The sequence below is a fragment of the Micromonospora sp. DT231 genome, from assembly GCF_049847025.1.
In the GTDB taxonomy this organism is placed as follows: domain Bacteria; phylum Actinomycetota; class Actinomycetes; order Mycobacteriales; family Micromonosporaceae; genus Micromonospora.
Window position 1 is genome coordinate 638,026 of the sequence record NZ_JBNCNO010000002.1, and the last position, 23,714, is coordinate 661,739.

General features: G+C 71.4%; 22 protein-coding genes. 17 read left to right on the forward strand and 5 right to left on the reverse strand.

The features are described from left to right. A partial coding sequence (locus ACPXBU_RS07820) for a hypothetical protein (RefSeq protein ID WP_425757418.1) occupies positions 1-1,501 on the reverse strand: 1,501 nt, incomplete at its 3' end. A gap of 177 nt (positions 1,502-1,678) precedes the next feature. Between ACPXBU_RS07820 and ACPXBU_RS07825 the strand changes: the two genes are divergently transcribed. The 10 genes from ACPXBU_RS07825 to ACPXBU_RS07870 all read left to right on the forward strand — a co-directional run bounded on the left by ACPXBU_RS07825 (position 1,679) and on the right by ACPXBU_RS07870 (position 9,474). Beyond that, entirely contained in the window at positions 1,679-1,981 is a 303-nt protein-coding gene (locus tag ACPXBU_RS07825) for a hypothetical protein (RefSeq protein WP_425757420.1), read from the forward strand. After that, on the forward strand, positions 1,978-2,604 hold the full coding sequence (locus ACPXBU_RS07830) for a tetratricopeptide repeat protein (protein WP_393365679.1): 627 nt from the start codon (positions 1,978-1,980) through the stop codon (positions 2,602-2,604). Before ACPXBU_RS07825 ends, ACPXBU_RS07830 begins: the two co-directional genes overlap by 4 nt. Before the next feature lie 23 nt (positions 2,605-2,627). Continuing rightward, the gene (locus tag ACPXBU_RS07835) at positions 2,628-3,878 is read left to right on the forward strand and encodes a glycosyltransferase (RefSeq protein WP_425757422.1); all 1,251 of its coding nucleotides are present in this window, start codon (positions 2,628-2,630) and stop codon (positions 3,876-3,878) included. Positions 3,879-4,219: 341 nt separating this feature from the next. Next, positions 4,220-5,323 (forward strand): septum site-determining protein Ssd, encoded by a 1,104-nt coding sequence (gene ssd / locus ACPXBU_RS07840; protein ID WP_425757424.1) that lies wholly within the window; start codon positions 4,220-4,222, stop codon positions 5,321-5,323. Next, positions 5,320-6,531 (forward strand): TadA family conjugal transfer-associated ATPase, encoded by a 1,212-nt coding sequence (locus ACPXBU_RS07845; protein ID WP_425757426.1) that lies wholly within the window; start codon positions 5,320-5,322, stop codon positions 6,529-6,531. Before ssd ends, ACPXBU_RS07845 begins: the two co-directional genes overlap by 4 nt. Next, positions 6,528-7,811 carry a hypothetical protein gene (locus ACPXBU_RS07850; RefSeq protein WP_393365686.1) on the forward strand — a complete coding sequence of 428 codons (1,284 nt, stop codon included), beginning with the start codon at positions 6,528-6,530 and terminating at the stop codon, positions 7,809-7,811. The genes ACPXBU_RS07845 and ACPXBU_RS07850 overlap by 4 nt, the downstream gene beginning before the upstream one ends. Then, positions 7,808-8,449 carry a type II secretion system F family protein gene (locus tag ACPXBU_RS07855; protein ID WP_425757428.1) on the forward strand — a complete coding sequence of 214 codons (642 nt, stop codon included), beginning with the start codon at positions 7,808-7,810 and terminating at the stop codon, positions 8,447-8,449. The genes ACPXBU_RS07850 and ACPXBU_RS07855 overlap by 4 nt, the downstream gene beginning before the upstream one ends. A gap of 22 nt (positions 8,450-8,471) precedes the next feature. Continuing rightward, a complete protein-coding gene (locus ACPXBU_RS07860) occupies positions 8,472-8,639 on the forward strand; it encodes a DUF4244 domain-containing protein (RefSeq protein ID WP_081883916.1) in 168 nt (55 codons plus the stop codon). 53 nt (positions 8,640-8,692) lie between these two features. Further along, positions 8,693-9,076, forward strand: a complete 384-nt coding sequence (locus ACPXBU_RS07865; protein WP_425757564.1) for a TadE family type IV pilus minor pilin — start codon at positions 8,693-8,695, stop codon at positions 9,074-9,076. 2 nt (positions 9,077-9,078) lie between these two features. Beyond that, a complete protein-coding gene (locus ACPXBU_RS07870; RefSeq protein ID WP_393365689.1) occupies positions 9,079-9,474 on the forward strand; it encodes an Rv3654c family TadE-like protein in 396 nt (131 codons plus the stop codon). Positions 9,475-9,634: 160 nt separating this feature from the next. Here the strand turns inward: ACPXBU_RS07870 and ACPXBU_RS07875 are convergent, their stop codons facing one another. From ACPXBU_RS07875 to ACPXBU_RS07885, 3 genes are all read right to left on the reverse strand, one after another. Then, complete coding sequence (locus tag ACPXBU_RS07875) at positions 9,635-10,213, reverse strand: hypothetical protein (RefSeq protein WP_425757430.1); 579 nt, start codon at positions 10,211-10,213, stop codon at positions 9,635-9,637. A gap of 155 nt (positions 10,214-10,368) precedes the next feature. Next, positions 10,369-10,578 carry a hypothetical protein gene (locus tag ACPXBU_RS07880; protein ID WP_393365692.1) on the reverse strand — a complete coding sequence of 70 codons (210 nt, stop codon included), beginning with the start codon at positions 10,576-10,578 and terminating at the stop codon, positions 10,369-10,371. 98 nt (positions 10,579-10,676) lie between these two features. After that, the gene (locus ACPXBU_RS07885; protein WP_425757433.1) at positions 10,677-13,106 is read right to left on the reverse strand and encodes a DEAD/DEAH box helicase; all 2,430 of its coding nucleotides are present in this window, start codon (positions 13,104-13,106) and stop codon (positions 10,677-10,679) included. 131 nt (positions 13,107-13,237) lie between these two features. On the opposite strand from ACPXBU_RS07885, the gene ACPXBU_RS07890 reads away from it, so the two are divergent. From ACPXBU_RS07890 to ACPXBU_RS07920, 7 genes are all read left to right on the forward strand, one after another. Continuing rightward, positions 13,238-13,594 (forward strand): STAS domain-containing protein, encoded by a 357-nt coding sequence (locus ACPXBU_RS07890; protein WP_357404550.1) that lies wholly within the window; start codon positions 13,238-13,240, stop codon positions 13,592-13,594. Further along, positions 13,591-14,028, forward strand: a complete 438-nt coding sequence (locus ACPXBU_RS07895) for an ATP-binding protein (protein WP_030334228.1) — start codon at positions 13,591-13,593, stop codon at positions 14,026-14,028. The genes ACPXBU_RS07890 and ACPXBU_RS07895 overlap by 4 nt, the downstream gene beginning before the upstream one ends. A gap of 317 nt (positions 14,029-14,345) precedes the next feature. Further along, positions 14,346-16,706: a sodium-translocating pyrophosphatase gene (locus ACPXBU_RS07900; RefSeq protein ID WP_425757435.1), complete on the forward strand. Its 2,361-nt coding sequence runs from the start codon at positions 14,346-14,348 to the stop codon at positions 16,704-16,706. A 102-nt stretch (positions 16,707-16,808) separates the two neighbouring features. Beyond that, the gene (locus ACPXBU_RS07905; protein ID WP_393365698.1) at positions 16,809-17,351 is read left to right on the forward strand and encodes a hypothetical protein; all 543 of its coding nucleotides are present in this window, start codon (positions 16,809-16,811) and stop codon (positions 17,349-17,351) included. Further along, positions 17,342-18,073, forward strand: a complete 732-nt coding sequence (locus tag ACPXBU_RS07910; protein ID WP_425757437.1) for a hypothetical protein — start codon at positions 17,342-17,344, stop codon at positions 18,071-18,073. The genes ACPXBU_RS07905 and ACPXBU_RS07910 overlap by 10 nt, the downstream gene beginning before the upstream one ends. Positions 18,074-18,406: 333 nt before the next feature. Further along, positions 18,407-21,244 (forward strand): type I DNA topoisomerase, encoded by a 2,838-nt coding sequence (gene topA, locus ACPXBU_RS07915; RefSeq protein WP_425757439.1) that lies wholly within the window; start codon positions 18,407-18,409, stop codon positions 21,242-21,244. 117 nt (positions 21,245-21,361) lie between these two features. Beyond that, on the forward strand, positions 21,362-22,327 hold the full coding sequence (locus ACPXBU_RS07920; protein ID WP_425757441.1) for a DUF559 domain-containing protein: 966 nt from the start codon (positions 21,362-21,364) through the stop codon (positions 22,325-22,327). A gap of 67 nt (positions 22,328-22,394) precedes the next feature. Here the strand turns inward: ACPXBU_RS07920 and ACPXBU_RS07925 are convergent, their stop codons facing one another. Next, positions 22,395-23,711: a D-arabinono-1,4-lactone oxidase gene (locus ACPXBU_RS07925; protein ID WP_425757442.1), complete on the reverse strand. Its 1,317-nt coding sequence runs from the start codon at positions 23,709-23,711 to the stop codon at positions 22,395-22,397. Positions 23,712-23,714 lie beyond the last annotated feature (3 nt).

A 23,714-nucleotide genomic window follows, 5' to 3' on the forward strand; every position in this document is an offset into this window, starting at 1 on the left:
CGTTCAAGGCGTGCAGGGCGAGGTCGGCGTTCAAGGTGCGCAGGGTGATGCTGGCGTTCAGGGTGCTCAAGGTGCTCAGGGAGTCGCCGGGGTTCAAGGCGCTCAAGGTTTCCAGGGTGCTCAGGGCGTGCAGGGCGGCGCTGGAGTTCAGGGCGCTCAAGGTTTTCAGGGCGAGGTCGGCGCGCAGGGCGTTCAAGGCGCGCAGGGCGAGGTCGGCGTCCAGGGTCCCCAGGGTGCTGAAGGTGCGCAGGGTGCTCAGGGCGTGCAGGGCGAGGTCGGCGTTCAAGGTGCGCAGGGTGATGCTGGTGCTCAGGGTGCTCAGGGTGCTCAGGGTGCACAGGGCGACACCGGTGTTCAGGGCGCTCAGGGCGTGCAGGGTGATGCTGGCGTTCAGGGTGCTCAAGGTGCTCAGGGCGGCGCCGGGGTTCAAGGCGCTCAAGGTTTCCAGGGTGCTCAGGGTGTGCAGGGCGAGGTCGGCGTTCAGGGTGCGCAGGGCGCTGAAGGTCTCCAGGGTGCGCAGGGTGATGCTGGGGTTCAGGGTGCTCAAGGTGCTCAGGGCGCGCAGGGTGATGCTGGGGTTCAGGGTGCTCAAGGTTTCCAGGGTGCTCAGGGCGTGCAGGGCGAGGTCGGCGTTCAAGGTGCGCAGGGCGTTGCTGGCGTTCAGGGTGCTCAAGGTTTTCAGGGTGCTCAGGGTGACGTAGGCGCTCCCGGTGAGGCGGGGGTTCAGGGCGCTCAAGGTGCTCAGGGCGAGACCGGCGCGCAGGGGACTCAGGGCGCGCAGGGGACTCAGGGCGCGCAGGGTGATACTGGAATTCAAGGTGCCCAAGGTGCTCAGGGAGTCGCCGGGGTTCAAGGCGCTCAAGGTTTCCAGGGCGCTCAGGGCGCGCAGGGCGAGACCGGCGTTCAAGGTGCGCAGGGCGTTGCTGGCGTTCAGGGTGCTCAAGGTGTCCAGGGCGAGACCGGCGCGCAGGGCGTTCAAGGTGCTCAGGGCGATGCTGGCGTTCAGGGCGCGCAGGGTGCGCAGGGCGATGCCGGGGTTCAGGGCGCTCAGGGTGTGCAGGGTGCTCAGGGCGATGCTGGCGTTCAGGGCGCGCAGGGTGCGCAGGGCGATGCCGGGGTTCAGGGCGCTCAGGGTGTGCAGGGTGCGCAGGGCGATGCCGGGGTTCAGGGCGCTCAGGGTGGTCAGGGCGACGCCGGGGTCCAGGGTGCTCAAGGTCTGCAGGGTGCGCAGGGCGACGCCGGCGCTCAGGGCGCTCAAGGTGCGCAGGGCGACACCGGTGCGCAGGGCGACGCGGGTGCGCAGGGAGTTCAGGGTTTCCAGGGTGCGCAGGGTGATACTGGTGCTCAAGGCGCGCAGGGAGTTCAGGGCATCACAGGTGCCCAGGGCTTGCAGGGTGCGCAAGGGCCTCAGGGCGACACCGGCGCTCAAGGCGGGATAGGCGCCCAGGGTTTCCAAGGCGCTCAGGGAGCCCAGGGTGCCCAGGGCGACGCGGGCACTCAAGGTGCGCAGGGCGCGACAGGTGCCCAGGGGATCCAGGGTGCCCAGGGCGACACGGGCACTCAGGGCGCCCAGGGTTTCCAGGGCGAAGCAGGACCGCAGGGTGCCACTGGCGCCCAGGGCGCGCAGGGACTAGCGGGTAACGGAATCCAGGGCGCCTACATTCAGGGCCCGCTGACCGTGATCGCGGACACTCCGGTGAACTTCGGCTGCGATCCCGGAGACATCGCCGTCGGAACCGGATACCAACTTTCCGGCGCGGGCGTAAACCCAGTGCTGATCCAGCCGCTGTCGACAAGCGGTTATCAGTTCACGTTCACCGGCGGGGGCGCGGACATCTGGGTGTCCTGCATTGAACTCGGCGCGCCGGTGCCGTTCGGTCAGGCCGGCAGCTCGTCGGGCCGGGCGGCGGCCAACAGTAGCAATTCCGACCGGCCGAACAGCGAGTCGGGCCGCCCCGTTACCGTCACGGAGGAAAAATGAGTACGCGTCAGATTTTCGGGTCACTTGCCTGTGGTGCGGTCCTGTTGACCGGAGTCGCGGCATGCAGTGAGAAACCTGCCGAGAAGCCGCAGACGAGCAACTCGGGCGACAGCGACAAGGCGAAGGTCGATGCCTCCGCCGGGACCGCTCCGGCGGACCTGTTGAAGCTCGGGGTCGAGCAGGGTCAGGCCGGCAACTTCGAGGCGGCGAAGACCACCTTCGAGAAGGTGTTGGCGACCGAGGCCGACAACAAGTTCGCGTGGTTCAATTTGGGCTTCATCGCCCAGTCGCGTAACCAGCCCGACGAGGCGGTCAACAACTACGACAAGGCATTGGCGGCCGACGGCAACTACAAGCCCGCCCTTTTCAACAAGGCGATCGCGCTGGAAGGCAAAGCTCCGACCAGTTCGATCGACATCTACCGCAAGGTGGTGTCGATCGACAACAAGTCGTCAACCGCATACCTTCGGTTGGGTATTCTGCTGTCCCAGACCGGCGACGACCGGGCGGCGCGGGACGCCTTCAAGGCCGCGGTCCGACTGGACAAGGGGCTCACCTCTTCCGTTCCGGCAAAGTACCGCGCGGCCCCGACCGCTCGGTCCTCGACTCCGGCGGGTAGGTGAGTGGTTCAATGCACACACCGCGCGTGACGGTATTCACGGGAAGCAACCGTACCCGTTTCATCGACGAATGCTTCCGCTCGCTGGCTGCGCAAACTTTCACCGATTGGGAATGGGTGGTCATTCTCAACCAGGGGTCTCGTTGGCGGCCAGAGAGGCACGACGATCGGATTCGGCTCGTCGTCCAGGACAATCTGGACGGCGTTGGCGCCGTGAAGGGGTACGCCTGCGCTGAGGCCGCCGGGGACATACTGGTCGAGCTTGACGACGACGACCTGCTCAGCAGCGACTGTCTGCAAGAGATCGTCGACGCCTTCGACGCCAACCCGGAGGTGGGGTTCGTCTACAGCGACACCGCGCAGATCCAGGAGGACGGCGGCCGCTGTGAAGACCGTTTCTCGAGTTCGTTCGGCTGGCGGCACTACGACGAGAAGGTCGACGGCCGCGAGGTGCTGGTCTGTCGGGCGTTGCCGCCGACACCCCACAACGTGAGCTACATCTGGTACGCACCGAACCACGTGCGCGCCTTCCGCCGGGACATCTACGAGAAGGTCGGCGGATACGACGAGTCGCTCGATGTCGCCGACGATGCCGACCTCATGGCTCGGATGTATCAGGTGAGCGAGTTCCATCACATCCAGAAATGCCTCTACCTGCAGCGCATGCATGCCAAGAACACGCAGCGCATTCCGGATGTCAACGCCCGCATCCAGCAGCGTACGGTGGAGATCTACGACCGGAACATTCAGCAGAACGCCTTGGCCTGGTCGCGGCGACAGGGGCTCCTGGCGCTGGATCTGGGGGCCGCCCACAACAAGCCGGAAGGCTATCTCGGTCTGGATTACCACGACGGGTCGGGCGTCGACATGATCTGCGACATCACCAAGGGAGTCGATCTGCCGGACGGTAGCGTCGGGGTCATTCGGGCCGTCGACTTCCTGGAGCACATCCCGGACAAGATCGCGCTGTTCAATGAGCTCTACCGGTTGCTCGCACCGAACGGGATGCTGTTGTCGCTGACGCCCAGCTCGGACGGCCGAGGTGCCTACCAGGACCCGACGCATGTGGCGTTCTACAACGAAAACTCGTTCTGGTACTTCACCGACGCCAACTATTCTCGGTACGTACCCGAAATCAAGTGCCGTTTCCAGACGTCGCGTCTGGTCACGTATTTTCCGAGCGAATGGCACAAGACGCACAACATTTCGTACGTGTCCGCGAATCTCATCGCGATCAAGGATGACGCCCTGCGTAACGGCGGCCCGCTGAACATATGAGCGTCGGGCTGACCACGTCGCCGTCGCCTGGATCGCGACATCTGCCGGGTCGGCGTCGGAGGTCGGCTCGCTGCCGCCGGCGCGGGTCCGTCCGTGCCAGACGATCATCCATCCGCATCGACCACGTTGACGGGCCGCTCCCGAAAAGGGAGCGGCCTCGTTTGCGTTGCCGAGCAGCTCGTGCGGTGACGGACAGGCCGCGCGCGTAGCAGATCAACTGGCGCGGCGGGCGTTGTCCACAGCCCGCGTGGTTGTCCACAGGTGACGTGGTCGGGGCGGCTTGCGGGGCGGTTTCCGAGCAGGGTCGGCGGCATACCAGAGCCCGACCGCTGGAGGCCGCGATGCCATCCCGTACCTCGGTTCCGCCGATCCGCCGGCTTCCGCTGGTGGTCACCGGCGACCACGATCTGCTCGATGATCTGCTCCGACTCGCCGCCGCCGGCGGGGCTGAGGTGGAGCTCGCCCGCGACCCCGCCGCCGCCCGTACTCGCTGGCAGCCAGCTCCGCTTGTGTTGCTCGGCGCCGACCAGGCCCAGTCGTGTCTGCGTGCCCGGTTGCCACAGCGGCCCCGGCTGGTGCTCGTCGGCCGAGCCGGTCAGCTCGACCCCGGCTGGCAGATTGCCGAGCTGATCGGGGCCGAGCACGTCGCCATGCTGCCCACCGCCGAGCCGTGGTTGGTGGATCGATTCGCCGAGCAGGGCGCGGACCGCCCCGACGAGGCCGGCGCCCGGATCGTCGCGGTGCTCGGCGGTCGGGGCGGTGCCGGGGCGAGCGTGCTCGCTGGTGGCCTCGCCGTGACTGCCGCTCGGTCCCGGTTGCGCACGCTGCTCGTCGACGCGGATCCGCTCGGGGGCGGCCTCGACCTGGTGTTGGGCTGGGAGCAGTTGGAGGGACTGCGCTGGCCGTCGCTCACCAGCGCCGACGGGCGGGTGGACGCCCCGGCGTTGGTGCAGGCCCTGCCCAACAGGGGTGATCTGGTGGTGCTGTCCTGGGATCGCGGCGAGATGCTGGCGTTGCCAGCGGCGGCGATGGCGGCGACCGTCGACGCCGCTCGGCGTGGTCGCGACTTCGTGGTCGTCGACGTGCCTCGACAGTTGGACGACGCCGCGGTGGTGGCGTTGCAGGCGGCGGACCAGGCGTTCGTCGTCGTCCCCGCCGAGTTGCGTGCCACCGCCGCGGCCGCTCGCGTGGTGGCCGCGGCTGCCCCGCACTGCGCCGCGCTCTCGGTGGTGGTGCGCGGGCCCGCTCCGGGTCGACTACGCGCCACCGAGGTGGCACGGGCCCTTGGCCTGCCGCTGGCTGGCGCGCTGCGCCCCGAGCCGGGTCTGTGCCGTGGGCTGGAACGCGGCGAGGCGCCTGCTGCTGCGGGGAAAGGCCCGCTGGCCGCACTCTGCCAGCGGATCGTCACCGACCTGACCGGTGTCCCGGCGACGGGTGCGGCATGACCGGCCGGCCGCAGGACGGCACCCTCGCCGCCCGGGTGCGGCAGCGGATCGCCGCCGCCACCACCCCGGTCACCGCGGCGGCGATCGTCTCCGCCGTACGGGCCGAGCCAACCGCCGCGGTGCTCGGCGACAACGCCGTGCTGCGGATAGCCGACCGGGTGCACGACGACCTCGTCGGCGCCGGGCCGCTGGCCCCTCTGCTCGCCGACCCGGAGGTCACCGACGTCCTCGTCAACGGGACCCGCGTATGGGTCGACCGTGGTGCGGGGTTGCAGCAGGTCGCGGTCCCGTTCGGCTCGATCGAGGACGTCCGTCGGTTGGCGCAGCGTCTGATCGCCAGCGCCGGCCGGCGGCTCGACGACGGTTCCCCGTACGCGGACGCCCGGCTCCCCGACGGCACCCGACTGCACGCCGTGCTGCCGCCGGTGGCGACCGAGGGCCCCTACCTGTCCCTGCGGACCTTCCGACACCGGCCGTTCACTCTCGACGAGCTGGTCCGCCACGGGACCGTGCCGCGACCGGTGGCACCGCTGCTCGCCTCCGTCGTGGCTGCCCGCCTGGCGTACCTGGTCACCGGGGGCACGGGGTCGGGCAAGACGACCCTGCTCAACACGCTGTTGGGGATGGTTCCCGCCACCGAGCGGATCGTGCTTGTGGAAGACGCCGCCGAGCTGCGTCCGGGGCACCCGCACGTGGTCGGGCTCCAGGCGCGTACCGCCAATGTGGAGGGTTCGGGCGCGGTCAGCCTCGGCGACCTGGTCCGGCAGGCGTTGCGGATGCGTCCGGACCGCCTGGTGGTCGGGGAGTGCCGGGGCGGTGAGGTGGTCGATTTGCTCGCGGCGCTCAACACCGGCCACGACGGGGGCGCGGGCACCTTGCACGCCAACTCCCCGTCCGACGTTCCGGCCCGGCTGGAGGCGCTGGGCATGCTGGGTGGGCTGCCGCGCGCCGCACTGCACGCCCAGGTGGCCGCCGCGTTGCAGGTGTTGTTCCAGGTGCGGCGTGGCGACCGGGGGCGCGTCCTGGAGTCGATCTGCCTGCTCCTGCCCGACGGGCCGGAACGGTTGGTGACGGTGGTGCCCGCCTGGGTACGCGGCAGTGGCCTCGGGATGGCCGCCCGCGCACTGGGTGCGCTGCTCCGGCAGCGCGGGGTGGCGGTGCCGCCGATCCTCAGCGAGCCGTGGCCCGGATCGGCAGGTCCGGCATGACCGGGCCGACGATGCTGGTGGCGGCGCTGTTGCTGGTCGCCGCGGCCCTGGTGGCGTGGCCCGTGCGCAGCATCCGCGCGCGCCGACGACGGGTGCTGACGACGGGACGGGGGAGTGGCGGCGCCGATCCCAACGACGCGCTTCTGGAGTGGATTCGGGAACTCGGCCGCACGCCGGACGGGCCGATCGACGGGCCCGACGACCCACCGATTCCGGGTGACGCGATCGGCATTCCGTGCCGGCCGTGGACCACAGCGGGTCGCAGCGGCAGGCCGACCGCGCTCGGCTGGCCCAGCCGGGACGTCACCGGCGGCACGGGTTGGCCCGGGGCGACGGGCGGGTCGGTGGGATCCGCCCGCCCCGTGGGCCCCACACGTCCGCCGACCCGTCGGGATCCCCGCCGCCCGGCCGCCACCACCGGGTACGAGTCCAGGCTCCCGGATGCCGAAGGACGGGGTGGCACATCCGTGGCCGAGATGACGATCGACGGCGACGTGGGGGCGGACCGCCGGGACGACGCCCCCGGTGCGGTGACGACAGTTGGGTGGGGCGCCACGGCGGACAGTCCGGGCAGCACGGTGACGGCCGGGGGAGGCGGGGGTGCCGTTCGCCGGGCCGACCGGCTCGTCGAGTCGACCGATGCCCCGACCGTGGCTGGGCGGACAGGGATTCCACGGTCGTCGAGGCGGGCGCTGCCGCTGGTCGGCCTGCTGGCCGGTGGCGTGGGTGCGGTGGTCGGCGGTCCGGTCGCGGCGGTCGCGTTGGGCGGGTACGCCGCACTGGCCGGGCGAGCCGTGTTGCGCTGGCGAGTGAACCGGGGTGCCGAGCGAAGGCGGCGACGCGGACTGGACCAACTGTGTGGCCTCGCGGCGGACCTCCGGGCCGGCCTGCCCGTGCAGCACGCGCTCGAGGCCGCCACCGATCGGTGGGACGGGTCCGACCGGCTGCGTCAGCTGACGGCAGCAGCGGTGCGACTGGCCGACCGGACGGGCGCGCCGCTGGCGGAACTCGTCGAGCGGATCGAGGCCGACGCTCGGGCGACCGACCGGGGCCTGGCTGCCGCGGCGGCCCAGGCGGCAGGTGCCCGGGCTACGGCCTGGTTGTTGGCCGCGTTGCCGGTGGGCGGGATCCTGCTCGGGTACGGGATTGGCGTCGACCCGGTGGCGGTGCTGCTGCACAGCGGCGTCGGCGGGGTCTGTGCGGTCGTCGCGGTCGCCCTGCAGGTCGTGGGCCTCCTCTGGACGGAACGGCTGGGCGCGACGCCGGGGCGGGTCGGATGATGTCGCGAAGTCCGGCGAGCCGACGCAGCCCAGCCGCTGGGCGGCGGCCGGACGCGGTCCGCCTCGCCGCGGCGCTGGGCGGGCTCGCCGTCGCCGTGGTCGCCGAGGGCTGGCTGGGGTTGCTCGGTGCGGTCCCCACCGCGTTCCTGTTGGATTTTCTGCTGCGACGGATCGAGTCACCGGGCGTGCGCCGGCGGCGGCTGCAGGAGGCCGTCGACCTACCGCTCGCCGTCGACCTGCTGGCCGCCGCGATGCGGGCGGGCGCTCCGGTGGATCGCTCGGTGCTGGCCGTCGCCGAGGCTCTGGACGGACCACTCAGCGCGCGGCTGGCCCGCGCCGGCCGCACGTTGCTGCTCGGCGGTAGCCCGTCGGAGGCGTGGTCGGCGCTGGACGGGGTGCCCGGCGCCGAGCGGTTGGCCGCAGCGGCGTTGCGCTCGTCGAACAGCGGCGCGGCCCTGGCCGGTGCGCTGACCCGGCTCGCCGACGACCTACGTGCCGACCGGGCCACCGCTGCCGAGGCGTCCGCCCGTCGGGCGGGTGTGCTCATCGTCCTGCCGCTGGGGCTCTGCTTCCTGCCGGCGTTCATTCTCGCCGGCCTGGTGCCGGTGATCGTCGCCGTCCTCGGCGACGTGCTCTGACCCATCGAGAAGGGAAACAGCCATGCGCAAACTCATCGCCCGCCTGCGCGGCGACGCCGGTATGAACACGGCCGAGTACGCCGTCGGGACACTCGCCGCGGTCGCCTTCGCCGGGATCCTGTTGAAGGTGCTGACCTCCGGCAACGTCCAGTCGGCGTTGACCGCCGTCATCGACCGGGCGCTGAAGTGATCGGGCGCCGGCAGGCTGGCCGCGGTCGGAGGCCAGGCATTCCCGAGCGAGCGCTGGGCGGGTGGAGAGTCCGCGCCGTCGAGCGGGCCGCCGACGGGGACCGAGGGTCGTTCACCGCCGAACTGGCGGCCGGCCTGCCGGCGCTGCTCCTGCTCCTGCTGACCGGCCTCACCGCCGTCAATGCCGTCAGCGCCCAGGCGGGCTGCCTGCACGCGGCCCGGGAAGCCGCGCTGGCCGCCGCTCGCGGCGCGGACGGCAGTGCCGAAGGCGAGCGTGCGGCACCGCCGGGAGCGGAGGTGTCGGTGTCCGTCGACGGCAACCAGGTGCGGACGACGGTACGTGCGCCCGTCCGGGCGTTGGGCGGCCGGCTCCCCCGGATCACCGTCGTGGCCACCGCGGTCGCAGCCGTGGAACCCGGCGCCGCCGAGAGGAGTTGACGGTGCGACGGACTCACAACCCCGACTCCGCGCGCCCCGACGACGGCCCGCCGGACGCGCAGCGCGGTGGTGCGACGGTCCTGGTGCTGGCGATCGGCCTGGTCTTTCTGCTGTTCGGCACGTTCGGCGCCGCCATCGCCGCAGCTCAGCTAGCGGATCAGCGGGCGGCGGTGGCAGCCGATCTCGGCGCGCTGGCGGCAGCAGCCCACCCGCTCGACGGTGCGGCGATGGCCTGCGCGCTCGCGGCCGACATCGCCAGCCGCAACGCTGGCCGGACGGTCGACTGCCGCCTGGACGGACTGGACGTGCTGGTGACCGTCGAGGTGGCGTTCACACCACTGCCCGGGCTGACCTGGGTCGCCACATCGACGGCCCGCGCCGGCCCCGTGCGCGGTTGATGGCGATTGCGGCTGGGGGCCGCGCCTGCGGACGGGGCCGCGGGCCGGCGGCTCGGCGCACCGGCGGACGTCGCGGTGGCTGCCGGACGGCCTGCTGGCCGGGACCAGGGCGCAGGGCCTTGTCCCGGTCAGCGGCCGAGCAGCGGGTGGGCCGGACGGGTCAGCGAGCCTGGAGCGCGTCGAGGGCGACGGCCATGGCGATGACCAGGCGGCGGTCGATCTGCGGCTGCTGCACCTCGACGAGGTACTTGTCGCGCAGGCCCCACTTCTTGACCACGGTGAAGACCGGCTGGCCGCCGGCGGTGAAGTCGAAGTGGTACGGCAGCCACGACAGCGAGTCGACGAACCGGCGCAGCAGAGCCACCGGCAGGCTGCGCTCCTGGCCCGTCACCTGCGGCAGGCCGGCCTGCTCGACGTGCCACGTGGACCGGAGCAGGGACTGGGCGAAGTCCTTGCGGAACAGGCCGATCGCGTTGCCGGCGGCGTCGGTGACGTCGTACGTGGCGCCGAGGTCGATGCGCTGGCGGGCCTTGAAACCGAGCAGGGGCTGCTGCTTCGAGTCGTCCGTGTAGATCGTCACCTGCTCCTTGAAGGCGAGCCGCTTCTGCTGCGCGAACGCGATCAGCTCACCCTCGGTGCCGTCCGGAGCGACCGCCCGGACCTCGTACTGGTTGACCATCATGCGCAGTCGTTGACGGACGTGGAACTGGTGCTGGCTCTGCAAGGTGTCGAACTGCATCTGAGCTCCTCAGGGGGTTGGGTCCGCCGGAGTCTCGCACAGCCCGACAACTGTCGCGCTCCTTGCCATCGACGATCGCACGATGCTGGGTAGCCGCCGGGGGCCGTCGGACGACTACGCCAGCATCCCGTTGCCCGTGCTGGTGAAAGGGGTGGTCAGCGCCCGTCGGTGGTGGTCGCGGCGCGCAGCGCCCAGGTGTTGAGGACCTGGTGGATGACGCGCAGCCGTTCGTTGATCTGCTCCAGGCGTTCGGCCTGAGCCAGGGTGGCCAGCGCGGCCCCGAGCGCGATCTGCTGGTCGAGGGTGAGTTGATCCTGGTCGATGGTATAGAGCAGATCGACGGTCTCGGCGATGGTGTCGGCCACGGCTCCTCCTCGGGCACGGGGGGCGATCAGCAACAAAGAGATCGATGGAAGCGCTCCCACACATTGTGCCCAGTGCCATGCCGATTCATGCAACCCGCTCAGCCGGGCAGGTTCGCCAACACCACGTCGAGCACCCGGATCGCATCCGGCTTGGAGAGCGGATTGTTGCCGTTGCCGCACTTCGGCGACTGCACGCAGGATGGACAACCGGTCTCGCAACCACACTCCGCGATCGCGTCCCGGGTGGCCCGCAGCCACGCCGACGCCGTCCCGTACGCCCGCTCGGCGAACCCCGCGCCACCCGGATGCCCGTCGTAGACGAAGACGGTCGGCGCCTCGGTGTCCGGATGCACGGCGGTGGAGAGCCCGCCGATGTCCCACCTGTCGCAGGTGGCCATCAGCGGCAGCAGGCCGATCGCGGCGTGTTCGGCGGCGTGCAGCGCACCCGGCACGTCGGCGGGCTGGACCCCGGCGAGAGTCAACGACCGCGGCGACAGGGTGAACCAGACCGCCACCGTGCGCAGCTCCCGGGCGGGCAGGTCGAGTGGCCGGGTGTCGATCACCTCGCCGGTGGCGATCCGTCGCCGCTGGTACGACACGACCTGACTTGTCACGTCCACCTCGCCGAGGAACATGCCGACCGGCCCGGCGTCCACGTAGGAACGGACCGACACCACGGACAGGTCGGTGACGTCGCGGGCGTGGGTGGACCAGTCCGGCTCCTCGACGTGCACGAGCGCGCACCCGTCGGCGAGGTCGAGGTCGTCGACCACGTACGAGACGCCCTGGTGCAGATAGACCGCGCCGGGGTGGAGCAGGAAGTGCGAGGAGCCGCCGTCGACAGTGCCGAGCAGCCGGCCGGTCGACGACTCCACCACGCAGACCGGGGCGCCGCCCTCGCCGCGCAGGTCCACCTCGGGCCGCTCCCGGTGCCGCCAGTACCAGCCGGTTGGCCGCTGCCGCAGCGCCCCGGCGGCGACGAGTTGGTCGACGGCCTCCTTCGCCCCGTCGCCGAAGAGCACCAGGTCGGCCGGGGTGAGTGGTGCCTCCGCGGCGGCGCAGGCGAGTTGCGGTGCCAGCACGTACGGGTTGGCGGGGTCGAGCACCGTCGCCTCCACGGGGGCGCCGAAGATCGCCTCCGGGTGGTGCACCAGATAGGTGTCCAGTGGGTCGTCCCGGGCCACCAGCACGGCGAGGGCTTCCTGTCCGGAACGGCCGGCGCGGCCCGCCTGCTGCCACAGCGACGCCCGGGTGCCGGGGTAGCCGCAGATCAGCACCGCGTCCAGCCCGATCAGGTCCACGCCCAGTTCCAGCGCGTTCGTGGAGGCCAGGCCGAGCAGGTCGCCGTGCAGCAGTGCCCGTTCCAGCTCGCGCCGCTCCTCACGCAGGTAGCCGCCCCGGTAGGCGGCCACCCGGTCGCCGAGCCCCGGCACCGCGTCGTCGAGTGACCGGCGTGCGTTGGCCGCCACCACCTCGGCGCCCTTGCGGGAACGGACGAACGCGAGGGTGCGTACCCCCTCGGCGACCGTGTCGGCGAGCAGGTCCGCGGTCTCGCGCAGCGCCGACCGGCGGACCTGGTGGAGGTCGTCGTGCTCACCTGTCGCCTGCGGGGGCACCGGGGAACCGGAGCCGGTGTCGGGTGGCAGCAGCGGCGGCTCCCAGAGCGCGAAGGTCACCCCGCCGCGCGGCGACGCGTCCTCGGTGACCGCCGTCACCGGCAGGCCGGTCAGCCGCCCGGCCGCGGTCGCCGGGTCGCCGGAGGTCGCCGAGGCGAGGACGAAGACCGGGGTGGCCCCGAACCGGGCGCACTGCCGACGCAACCGCCGCAGCACGTGCGCCACGTGCGAGCCGAACACGCCCCGGTAGGTGTGGCACTCGTCGATCACCACGTACGCGAGTCGGCGCAGGAAACCGGACCACTGGGCGTGACCGGGCAGGATGCCGTGGTGCAGCATGTCGGGGTTGGTCAGCACGAAGCGGGAGTGCCGGCGGATCCACTCCCGCTCGGCGCGCGGAGTGTCCCCGTCGTAGCAGGCGGGGCGTACCCCCTCCAGCTCCAGCGCGGCGACGGCGCGCAACTGGTCGGCGGCGAGGGCCTTTGTCGGCGCCAGGTAGAGCACCGTGGCCCGGGGGTCGGCGCGCAGGGTGGCCAGGGCCGGCATCTGGTACGCGAGTGACTTGCCGGACGCGGTGCCGGTGGCGACGATCACGTGCTGACCCTCGTACGCCAGGTTGGCGGCCTCGGCCTGGTGCTGCCAGGGCGCGACCACGCCGCGCTTGGCGAACGCCGCGCGCAGCTCCGCCGGCGCCCACGACGGCCACGGAGCGGGCACCCCGGCGCGGGCCGGCACCCGCTCGACGTGGGTGACCGGGTCACCGGCGCCCCGGGCGCGGAGTCGGCGCAGCAGGTCGGCCGGCGTTGGCCCGGGGCCGGGACCAGCGGATACGGTGGCCGCGGGCGACGACTCCAGGTCATGGCGCGGCGTGTCCCGCGCCGAGCTGAAGTCGTTGGAGGTCACGCCCTGCACTCTCGCACTGGTGTTCGGAGATGAAAAGTCGGGCCCGGGGGTAAGGGGAAGCCTCCGCCGGCGTCCGCAGGCCGCACCGGCGGTAGTGGTTAGATGCCCACGAGAGTTTACGGCTCTGGCGAGGAGGACCGATGGAGCTGTCGCTGGCTACCCGCACCGAGGGTGAGCACACGGTGCTCGAGGTCGGTGGTGAGGTGGACGTCTACACCGCGCCCCGGCTCCGCGAACGACTCCTCGAGTTGATCGATGGTGGCGCCCGGCACGTGGTCGTCGACCTCGACCGGGTGGACTTCCTCGACTCCACCGGGCTGGGTGTGCTCGTCGGCGCGCTCAAGCGGCTCCGGTCGGCCGGCGGTTCGTTCGCCCTGGTCTGCGACAAGGAGCCGCTACTCAAGATCTTCCGGATCACCGCACTGGACCAGGTGTTCCCGTTGCACCCGACGGTCGACGCGGCGATCAGCGCCGACCCGGCGGGCGCCGGCGCGTGATGGCGACCGTCAAGCTCTCGTTCTCCCCCGCCCCGGTGCACGTGCGCACCGCCCGGCTGGTCGGCGTCGCCGTCGCACGGCGCGCCGGGGTCCGGGAGGACCTGCTGGACGAGGTACGCCTGGCCATCGGTGAGGCGTGCACCCGCGCGGTGGCCCTGCACCGGCAGTACGGCCTGGCCGACCCGGTGCTCGTGGAGATGTCCGACGGCGGTTCGTACGCGGTGCGGGTGGTGGACCGGGCGCCGATCGAGGCGGGCATCGGCCTGACCGCGCTGCCCCCGGACGAGTTGGCGAACGAGTCGCTTACCGACGAGGCGTTGACCACCGGCGTCGGGTTCGCGCTGCTCGCCGGTTTCGTCGAGGACCTGCAGGTGCGCCCGGTCGACGAGGGCATCGGCACCGAGGTGCGGATGGTGTGGCCGGTCGGCCGCTGACCCAAAACCGTTTCGTGGGCCGCATCCCGATGGGGGTGCGGCCCTTTTTGTTTCATGGACCGTGCCCTATATCAGATTTCGATTCATAACACAGCGACGGAGATCATCGCGACACGGTGGCACCTGCGTGTGACCTCCGACACTGCGGAGGGCTACAGTACCCGGGTTGTCAGCAAGTGATCCATCCCGCAGCCAGCGGGTATGGGTGGTCATCGCTGGTCCGCCGGGGTTGGCGCTCGCTTGCGAAGTCCGCATCCAGGCGTCGGTCGGTGCGTCTCCACTCACCGGCGCGATTGTTCGGTAACAGGAGGACACAGATGTCCGAGACCTTGGCCGCCGACGGCGGCGGGCTTTCCCTTACCGGAAGCAATGTCACATACGTCGTCATCGCCGCGGTGATCGCGCTCGTGGCGCTCGCCTTCGCCGCCGCCCTTACCAAGACGGTGCTCGCCGCCGGCAAGGGCACCACGAACATGCAGGAGATCTCGGCGGCGGTCCAGGAGGGCGCCTCGGCCTACCTGCTCCGCCAGTTCCGTACCCTGGCGATCTTCGTCGTCATCGCCGTGGTGCTGCTCTTCCTGCTGCCGGTGCACGACACCGACGGCAGCGAGGTCGCGGTGAAGATCGGCCGCTCGGCCTTCTTCGTGGTGGGCGCCCTGTTCAGCGCGTTCATCGGCGGGGCGGGCATGTGGTTGGCCACCCGCGCCAACCTGCGCGTCGCCGCCGCCGCGAGGGAGCGGGAAGGTGGCCGCGAGGCGGCCATGAAGATCGCCTTCCGCACCGGTGGTGTGGTCGGCTTCCTCACCGTCGGCCTCGGCCTCTTCGGCGCCGCGCTCGTCGTCCTGGTCTACCGGGGTGACGCGCCGACCGTGCTGGAGGGCTTCGGCTTCGGCGCCGCGCTGCTCGCGATGTTCATGCGGGTCGGCGGCGGCATCTTCACCAAGGCCGCCGACGTCGGCGCCGACCTGGTCGGCAAGGTCGAGCAGGGCATCCCCGAGGACGACCCGCGAAACGCCGCCACCATCGCCGACAACGTGGGCGACAACGTCGGCGACTGCGCCGGCATGGCCGCGGACCTGTTCGAGTCGTACGCGGTGACGCTCGTCGCCGCGCTGATCCTCGGCCGCGCCGCGTTCGGCGAGGAGGGCCTGGTCTTCCCGCTGATCATCTCCACCATCGGCGTCCTGGTCGCGATCATCGGAGTCTTCATCACCCGGCTGCGCGCCTCCGACCGCAACGCGCTGACCGCGATCAACCGGGCCTTCTACATCTCGGCGGTGCTGTCGGCCGTGCTGGTGGCGATCGCCGCCTACGCCTACCTGCCGGCGACGTTCGGCGAGTTCGACGCCGGCCTCACCGACGCCGGCGGCAACCCGCGGTTCGTGGCCATCGGCGCGGTGGTGATCGGCATCGTGCTGGCCGCCGCGATCCAGGCCCTGACCGGCTACTTCACCGAGACCAACAGGCGTCCGGTGCAGGACATCGGCAAGAGCTCGCAGACCGGTGCGGCGACAGTCATCCTGGCCGGCATCAGCATCGGTCTGGAGTCGGCGGTCTACTCGGCGCTGCTCATCGGCGCCGGCGTCTTCGGCGCGTTCCTGCTCGGCGGCAGCTCCATCACGCTGTCGCTGTTCGCGGTGGCGCTGGCCGGCACCGGCCTGCTCACCACTGTCGGCGTCATCGTCGCGATGGACACCTTCGGGCCGATCTCCGACAACGCCCAGGGCATCGCGGAGATGTCCGGCGACATCGACGAGCACGGTGCCCGGACGCTCACCGAGCTGGACGCGGTCGGCAACACCACGAAGGCGATCACCAAGGGCATCGCGATCGCCACGGCGGTGCTCGCCGCGACCGCGCTGTTCGGCTCGTACACCGACTCGCTGAAGGCCGCGTACGCGGACGCGGGCGTGGGCGACGTCGGGTTGGAGATCCTCAACTCGCTGAACGTGGCCAACCCGCGCAACCTGGTCGGCCTGATCATCGGTGCGGCGGTCGTCTTCCTCTTCTCCGGGCTGGCCATCAACGCGGTGTCCCGCTCGGCGGGCGCCGTCGTGATGGAGGTCCGCCGGCAGTTCCGTGAGCTGCCCGGCATCATGGACCGCACCCAGCGCCCGGAGTACGGCAAGGTCGTCGACATCTGCACCCGGGACGCGCAGCGCGAGCTGATGACCCCCGGTCTGCTGGCCATCCTGGCGCCGATCGCGGTCGGCTTCGGCCTCGGGCCCGGCGCGCTCGCCGCGTACCTGGCCGGGGCGATCGGGGCGGGCACCCTGATGGCGGTCTTCCTGGCCAACTCCGGTGGCGCGTGGGACAACGCCAAGAAGCTGGTCGAGGACGGCGCGTACGGCGGCAAGGGCTCCGAGTCGCACGCCGCGACCGTCATCGGTGACACCGTCGGCGACCCGTTCAAGGACACCGCAGGCCCGGCGATCAACCCGCTGATCAAGGTGATGAACCTGGTCTCGCTGCTGATCGCGCCCGCCGTGGTGGCGTACAGCGTCGGCGACGACCGCAACGTCGGCCTGCGGGTCGGCATCGCGCTGGTCGCGACGCTGATCATCGTGGCGTCGGTGGTGTTCAGCAAGCGCAAGGGCATCGCGATGGACAGCTCCGACGCCGATGGCAGCACCGGCGCGGGCAGCGCCGACCACCGGCCGGAGACGATCAACGCCTGATCCGGTACCGGCACGGGGTCCCCGGTCGACGTCCGCGTCGACCGGGGACCCCGGCCGTCCGGCCCGGTGCCACACCTACCCGAAGGCCGTACGCTGCAACGCATGCGTACGTGCCAGGCGTCTGCCGCCGGAAAGCTCACGGTGGTCCTGGCCACGATCGTCGTCGTCCTCGCCGGCTGCGGCGGCGGCCCCAGCCCCAGGGCCTGGGCGGCGTCGGTCTGCGGCGCGCTCGCCCCGTGGCGCTCCGAGATCAGCAAGCTGACCAGTAGTACGGACGAGCAGATGACCGCGCAGACCACGCCGGCGCAGGCCAAGGAGAACCTGGTGCGGCTCTTCGGCGGGGCGGAGCAGGCAAGTGAGGCCGCGCGCCGCAAGGTGGAGCGGGCGGGCATCCCGGAGACCGACAACGGCGAGGCCATCTCCGCCGGTTTCCGCAGCTCACTGGGGAAGATGCGGGACGCCTACGGCCGCGCCCGGGACACCATCGACGGGTTGGGCACCGGCGAGCCGACGGCCTTCTACGACGGCGTGCGGGCCGCCGTGGCGACCCTCAACACGGAGTACGACGCCAGCGCACTGGACACCAGCAAGCTCAACTCCGAGGAGCTGAAAAAAGCCTTCGACGAGGTGCCGGAGTGTCGCTGAGCGGGCTCGACGACACCCCGGCGGAGCCATCGGCGCTGTTCCCCGCCCCCGAGTCCGACGCGCCCGTACCCGCACCGGCGCGACGGCGCGGCGGCCCAGCTCAGCCCTCCCCGCCGAGGCGGGAGCCGAGCCAGGGCGCCGAGGCGGGTCGGCAACTTGTCTTCTTCGGCGCGGAGGCGGCCGAGCCGACGGTCGCCGACCTGGCCGGGCTGCTCGCCGGGCCGGGCGAGGTGGTCCGCATGGGCGGCACCGCCCGGCTCTCGGTGCAGGTGGACGCCGCGTGGCGGGTGCACGTGCTCGTCGCCGAACTGGCGTCGCGGGGGCTGGCGGCGAGCTGGGAGCCGACCGAGGGCGAGCGACACGCCGTGCGTACGTCGTACACCCGGGTCTTGAAGCCGCTCGCGGCGGCCTGGCTGCACGGTACGGCGAAACGCCCGCCGGCCACCTTCCACCTGACCGGCCGGCGGCTGCGGCTGTGGCTCGCCGCCGCCGGGACGCCGGAGCCACCCGACGGCTTCCTCTTGCGGGTCGGCGCGGACGACCGGGAGTGCTGGGAGCCGATCGGGGTCGCGCTCGCCGCGGCCGGGCTGGCCGGCACGCTGCTCAGTCCGGCTGAGGGCGATCCGGCGTACCAGATCACCGGCCGCCGCCGGCTGGCCCGGCTCGCCGAGCTGGTCGGCCGCCCGCCCCGGGCGGCGCCGGCCGGTGCCTGGCCGACCTGATCCGCGGCGGGGCGGGCGTCTGTCCGGTGGTGGACAGCTGGCGAGGACATCAGGGCGGAAAACGGGCGGGTTGGCCCCTGGTCGTGGGCCCGCCATCGTCACAGTGACCCTCTTCGAGCCCTACCCACGGTGTACGGTGGCGCCGTCCGGCAGTGCCGAGCGCGGCGGGGCGAGAGGTGACCGTCGCGCGGTGGCGGTTTGCCGCCCGCGAAACCCGAAACGCTTGCGGCGCGTTACGTTGGACATCCGGACCGCCGGTGTGACGGCGGGGTCGAAGGCGGTCGCTGTCCGGGCGCCGGCAGGCCACGAGCAGGAGTGAGGTCGGGGAGAGACGTGCCAAGCGAAGCTGGAACCACCCGTCTGGTCATCGTCGAGTCACCGGCGAAGGCCAAGACGATCTCGGGCTACCTCGGCCCGGGGTACGTCGTGGAGGCCAGCTTCGGTCACGTCCGCGACCTGCCGCGCAACGCCGCCGACGTGCCGGCCAAATACAAGAAGGAGCCCTGGGCCCGGCTCGGGGTGGACGTGGACAACGGCTTCCACGCGCTCTACGTCGTCTCCGCCGACCGCAAGCAGCAGATCAGCAAGCTGATCAAGCTGGCCAAGGAGGTCGACGAGATCTTCCTGGCGACGGATGAGGACCGCGAGGGCGAGGCGATCGCCTGGCACCTGGTCGAGACGCTCAAGCCCAAGGTCCCGGTCAAGCGGATGGTCTTCCACGAGATCACCAAGCCGGCGATCCAGGCGGCCGTGGCCAACCCCCGGGAGATCGACCGCGACCTGGTCGACGCCCAGGAGGCGCGGCGGATCCTCGACCGGCTCTACGGCTACGAGGTCTCCCCGGTGCTGTGGAAGAAGGTCATGCCGAGGCTCTCGGCCGGCCGGGTGCAGTCCGTGGCGACCCGCATCGTGGTCGAGCGGGAGCGGCAGCGGATGGCCTTCCGCACCGCCGAATACTGGGACATTCTGGCCACCCTCGCCGTGACGAACGCCGGCGAGGGCCCACGCGCGTTCAACGCCACCCTGATCGCCCTGAACGGCGACCGGATCGCCACCGGTAAGGACTTCGAGCCGACCACCGGTCGGGTGAAGCCCGGCGCCGGGGTCGTCCACCTCGACGAGAGTGGTGCCCGGGGTCTCGCGGCCCGACTCGACGGGCGGCCGTTCACCGTCACCCGGGTCGAGGAGAAGCCCTACCGTCGCCGCCCGTACGCGCCGTTCATCACGTCGACCCTCCAGCAGGAGGCGGCCCGCAAGCTGCGCCTGTCCTCGCAGCAGACGATGCGCACCGCGCAGCGGCTCTACGAGAACGGCTACATCACCTATATGCGTACCGACTCGGTCAACCTGTCGGAGACCGCCATCTCGGCGGCCCGTCGGCAGATCGTCGAGTTGTACGGCGAGCGCAGCGTTCCGCCGGAGCCGCGCCGCTACACCGGCAAGGTGAAGAACGCCCAGGAGGCGCACGAGGCGATCCGCCCGGCGGGGGACAACTTCCGCACCCCGGGCGAGGTGGCCAAGGAGTTGTCCGCCGAGGAGTTCAAGCTCTACGAGCTGATCTGGCGGCGGACCATCGCCTCGCAGATGACCGACGCGGTCGGCTCCAGCGTGTCGGTGCGCATCCGGGCGATCTCCACCTCCTCCGAGGAGGCCGACTTCGGCGCGACCGGCAAGACCATCACCGACCCGGGCTTCCTGCGGGCGTACGTGGAGTCCAGCGACGACGAGAACGCCGAGGCCGAGGACGCCGAGCGCCGGCTGCCCACCCTGGTCAAGGACCAGCCGCTGACCGCCGACGAGCTGGCCGCGCAGGGCCACCACACCCAGCCGCCGTCGCGCTACACCGAAGCGTCGCTGGTGAAGGCCCTGGAAGAGCTGGGCATCGGCCGTCCGTCCACCTACGCGTCGATCATGCAGACGATCCAGGACCGGGGGTACGTCACCAAGCGCGGGCAGGCGATGATCCCGACCTTCCTGGCGTTCGCGGTGATCGGGCTGATGGAGCGGCACTACCCGCGCCTGATCGACTACGACTTCACCGCCACGATGGAAAACGAGCTGGACGAGATCGCCGGCGGTGACCACGCCGCCGTCGACTTCCTCACCGCGTTCTACTTCGGCAGCTCCAACGGCGCCGGTGACCAGGACATCGCCCGTTCCGGTGGGCTGAAGAAGCTGGTCACCGAGAACCTGAGCGACATCGACGCCCGCAGCGTCAACTCCATCCCGCTCTTCACCGACGACGAGGGCCGCGAGGTCGTCGTCCGGGTCGGCCGGTACGGGCCGTACCTGCAACGGGAGCTGCCCGGCGGCGAACAGTCGGCGGCCGCCTCGGGTGAGGGCGAGGAGGGTGGCACCCAGGGTGACCGGGCGCCGATCCCGGAGGGCCTGGCCCCGGACGAGTTGACCCCGGAGAAGGTGCACGAGCTGTACCTCGGCGGCAGCGGCGAGCGCAAGCTCGGCGACGACCCGGCGACCGGCGAGCCGATCGTGCTCAAGTCCGGCCGGTTCGGCCCGTACGTGTCCAGCGGTGAGCGGAAGTCCTCGCTGCTGCGGACGCAGACCCCGGACTCCCTCACCCTGGAGGAGGCGCTCAAGCTGCTCAGCCTGCCCCGGCTGGTCGGTGTCGCGCCGGACGGCGTCGAGGTCTTCGCCAACAACGGCCGCTACGGCCCGTACGTGAAGCGGGGCGAGGAGTTCCGCTCGCTGGAGTCCGAGGACCAGATGTTCACGGTGGGCCTGGACGAGGCGCTGGCGCTGCTGGCCGCCCCGAAGGCCCGTGGACGGCGGGCGGCGGCGCCGCCGCTGCGCGAGATGGGCGTGGACCCGGCCACCGAGAAGCCGCTGGTGATCAAGGACGGTCGGTTCGGCCCGTACGTCACCGACGGCGAGGTCAACGTGTCGCTGCGGCGCGCGCAGACCCCGGAGGCGCTGACCATCGAGGAAGCGTCCGAGATGCTTGCGGAGAAGCGGGCGAAGGGTCCGGCGCCGCGGAAGAAGGCGGCGGCGAAGAAGGCCCCTGCGAAGAAGGCCACGGCGGCGAAGAAGACGGCAGCGGCCAGCAAGTCCACGGCCGCGAAGAAGACCACGACGGCCAAGGCCAGCACCGCGGCGAAGAAGACCCCGGCCAAGAAGGCAACCCCCCGCAAGGCCGCGTCCAGCACGGAGTGACAGTGGTCCCCGAGATCTTGGAAGGAAGGTGCCCCTCCAAGGGCCGTTTCCCTCCAAGATCTCGTCGTTGTCCACAGGGGCTGCCAGCGGGGTTGGCGATCGGGAGACTTGGTGGTCATGAGTCTTCGGAGGACTTCGTCGCCCGCTGCCTGGGCTCGGCGGCTGCCGCATGACGACGCGGACGAGCTGAGCTGGCTGCTCTTCCATCAGGAGGACGTGTTGAGCCTCGCCCAGGCGAGGCGGCACCTGTCGCCCAAGGCCATCCGGCATCGGTTGGCCACCGGCAGGTGGCGACAGGTCCACCGAGCCGTGCTGCTCGCGCACAACGGGCCGGTCAGCGCCGGCCAACTCCGCTGGGTGGCCGTCCTCGCCGCGGGACCGCAGGCGATCCTCGGTGGTCTGACCGCCGCACAGGCCGGAGGGCTTCGAGGGTTCCCGGGTCGACCGGTTCACGTGCTACTTCCCGCCGCCCGCCGGCGCGGATCGCTGCCTCCGGGCGTGCTGGCGCACCGGACGGTCACGTTGACCGACCGGGATGTCCTGGCCGTCGGGCAACCCCGCAGGACCATGCCGGCCCGTTCGATCGTTGACGCAGCCCAGTGGGCCGGCGCTGACCAGGAGGCGCGGGCGATCGTCGTCGCCGCATTCCAACAACGGCTCGTGGCCGCCGACGACCTGCACCGGATCGTCGACCGGCTGCCCCGGGTCCGCCGTCGCCAACTGATTCTGGGCACGGCGGCGGACGCGGCGGGTGGGTCTCACTCGTTGCCGGAGCTGGACTTCCTGAGCCTGATCCGCCGCGCGGGACTACCCGAACCGACGCGCCAGAAGGTCCGTTGTGACTCGGCCGGGCGACGCCGTTACCTGGACGCCTACTTCGAGCAGTGGCGGGTGCACATCGAGATCGACGGCGGGCAGCACCTCGATCCCCGCGCCTGGTGGGCGGACATGCGCCGGCAGAACGATCTCTGGGTCGACGGTGACCGAGTCCTGCGCTTCCCGGCCTGGGCGATCCGCGCCAACTCGGACGAGGTCCTCCGTCAAATCCTTGCGGCACTGCGGGCGGCGGGATGGGAAGGATGAAGATCTTGGAAGGAACGCGCCCCTGGAAGGGCGCTTACCTTCCAAGATCTACGGAACAGGCCCTCCGTCAGGCGCCGAGGACGTGGGTTAGGTGGGGGTTGGTGAAGATGCGGTCGGGGTCGAGGCGGTCGCGGATGGCCTGGAAGTCGGTGAAGCGGGGATAGGCCGTGGCCAGCGAGGCGGCGTCGCGATAGTGCAGCTTGCCCCAGTGCGGGCGGCCACCCAGCCCGGCGGCCACCTTCTCGAAGGCCCGGAAGTACGGCTCGTAGGGCATCCCGACGTACTGGTGCACGGCGATGTAGGCGTTGTCCCGCCCGTAGCCGTGCGAGAGCCAGATGTCGTCGGCGGCGGTGAAGCGCACCTCCACCGGGAAGAGCACCTTGAACGGCAGGCCGTCCACGATCCGCTGGAGCGCGGCGAGCGCCTCGGGTAGCGCCTCGCGGGGCAGGCCGTACTCCATCTCCACGAAGCGGACCCGGCGCGGGGTGCAGAAGACCCGGTCGGAGCGGCCCGTGTACTGGCGTTCGGTGAGGGCGCGGGCGGAGACCGCGCTGATGCCCGGGGCGAGCGCGGGCACGGCCCGGCCGAGTCGGCAGGCGCCGGCGAAGACCCTGTTGGCCAGGAAGTCGTCGTCCAGCCAGCCGCGCCAGCGGGGCAGTGGCCGGTCGTTCGCGGGTACCCGGTCATTGGTCTTGACCTGCACCCGCGAGGTGTAGGGGAACCAGTAGAACTCGACGTGGTCGTGTGAGCCGATCAGCGCGGGCAGGTCGCCGAGGACGTCGGCCAGTTCGGCGGGACGTTCGTGTGCGTGCAGCACGAAGGCGTCCACGCAGCGCAGGGTGACCTCGACCAGGACGCCGAGCGCGCCGAGTGACACCCGGGCGGCGGCGAGCACGTCGGGATTGTCGTCGGCGGAGCAGCGCAGCACCTCGCCGGTGCCGGTGACCAGGGTGATCGCCTCGACGAAGGTGGACAGACACCCGTAGCCGGCTCCGGTACCGTGGGTGCCCGTGGAGATCGCCCCGGCCACCGTCTGCGCGTCGATGTCGCCGAGATTGGGCAGCGCGAGGCCATGGCGGGCGAGCAGGCCGTTGAGCGCGTGCAGGGTCATTCCCGCCGGCACGGTGACCAGCCGGTTCGCGACGTCGACGCTGACCATGGTGTCCAACTCGGACAGGTCCATCCGGCGGTCGTCGGCGAGCGCGACGGCGGTGAACGAGTGGCCGCTGCCGGTCACGCGGATCCGGGCGCCGTCGGCTGCGGCCGACCGGACGGCTTCTACGACATCTGTCGGCGAGCCGGGGCGCAGGATCGCGGTGGCGCTGCCACGCTGGTTGCCGGCCCAGTTGGACCATCCAGCGGCGAGCGGTGCGGTGACGACCATGCG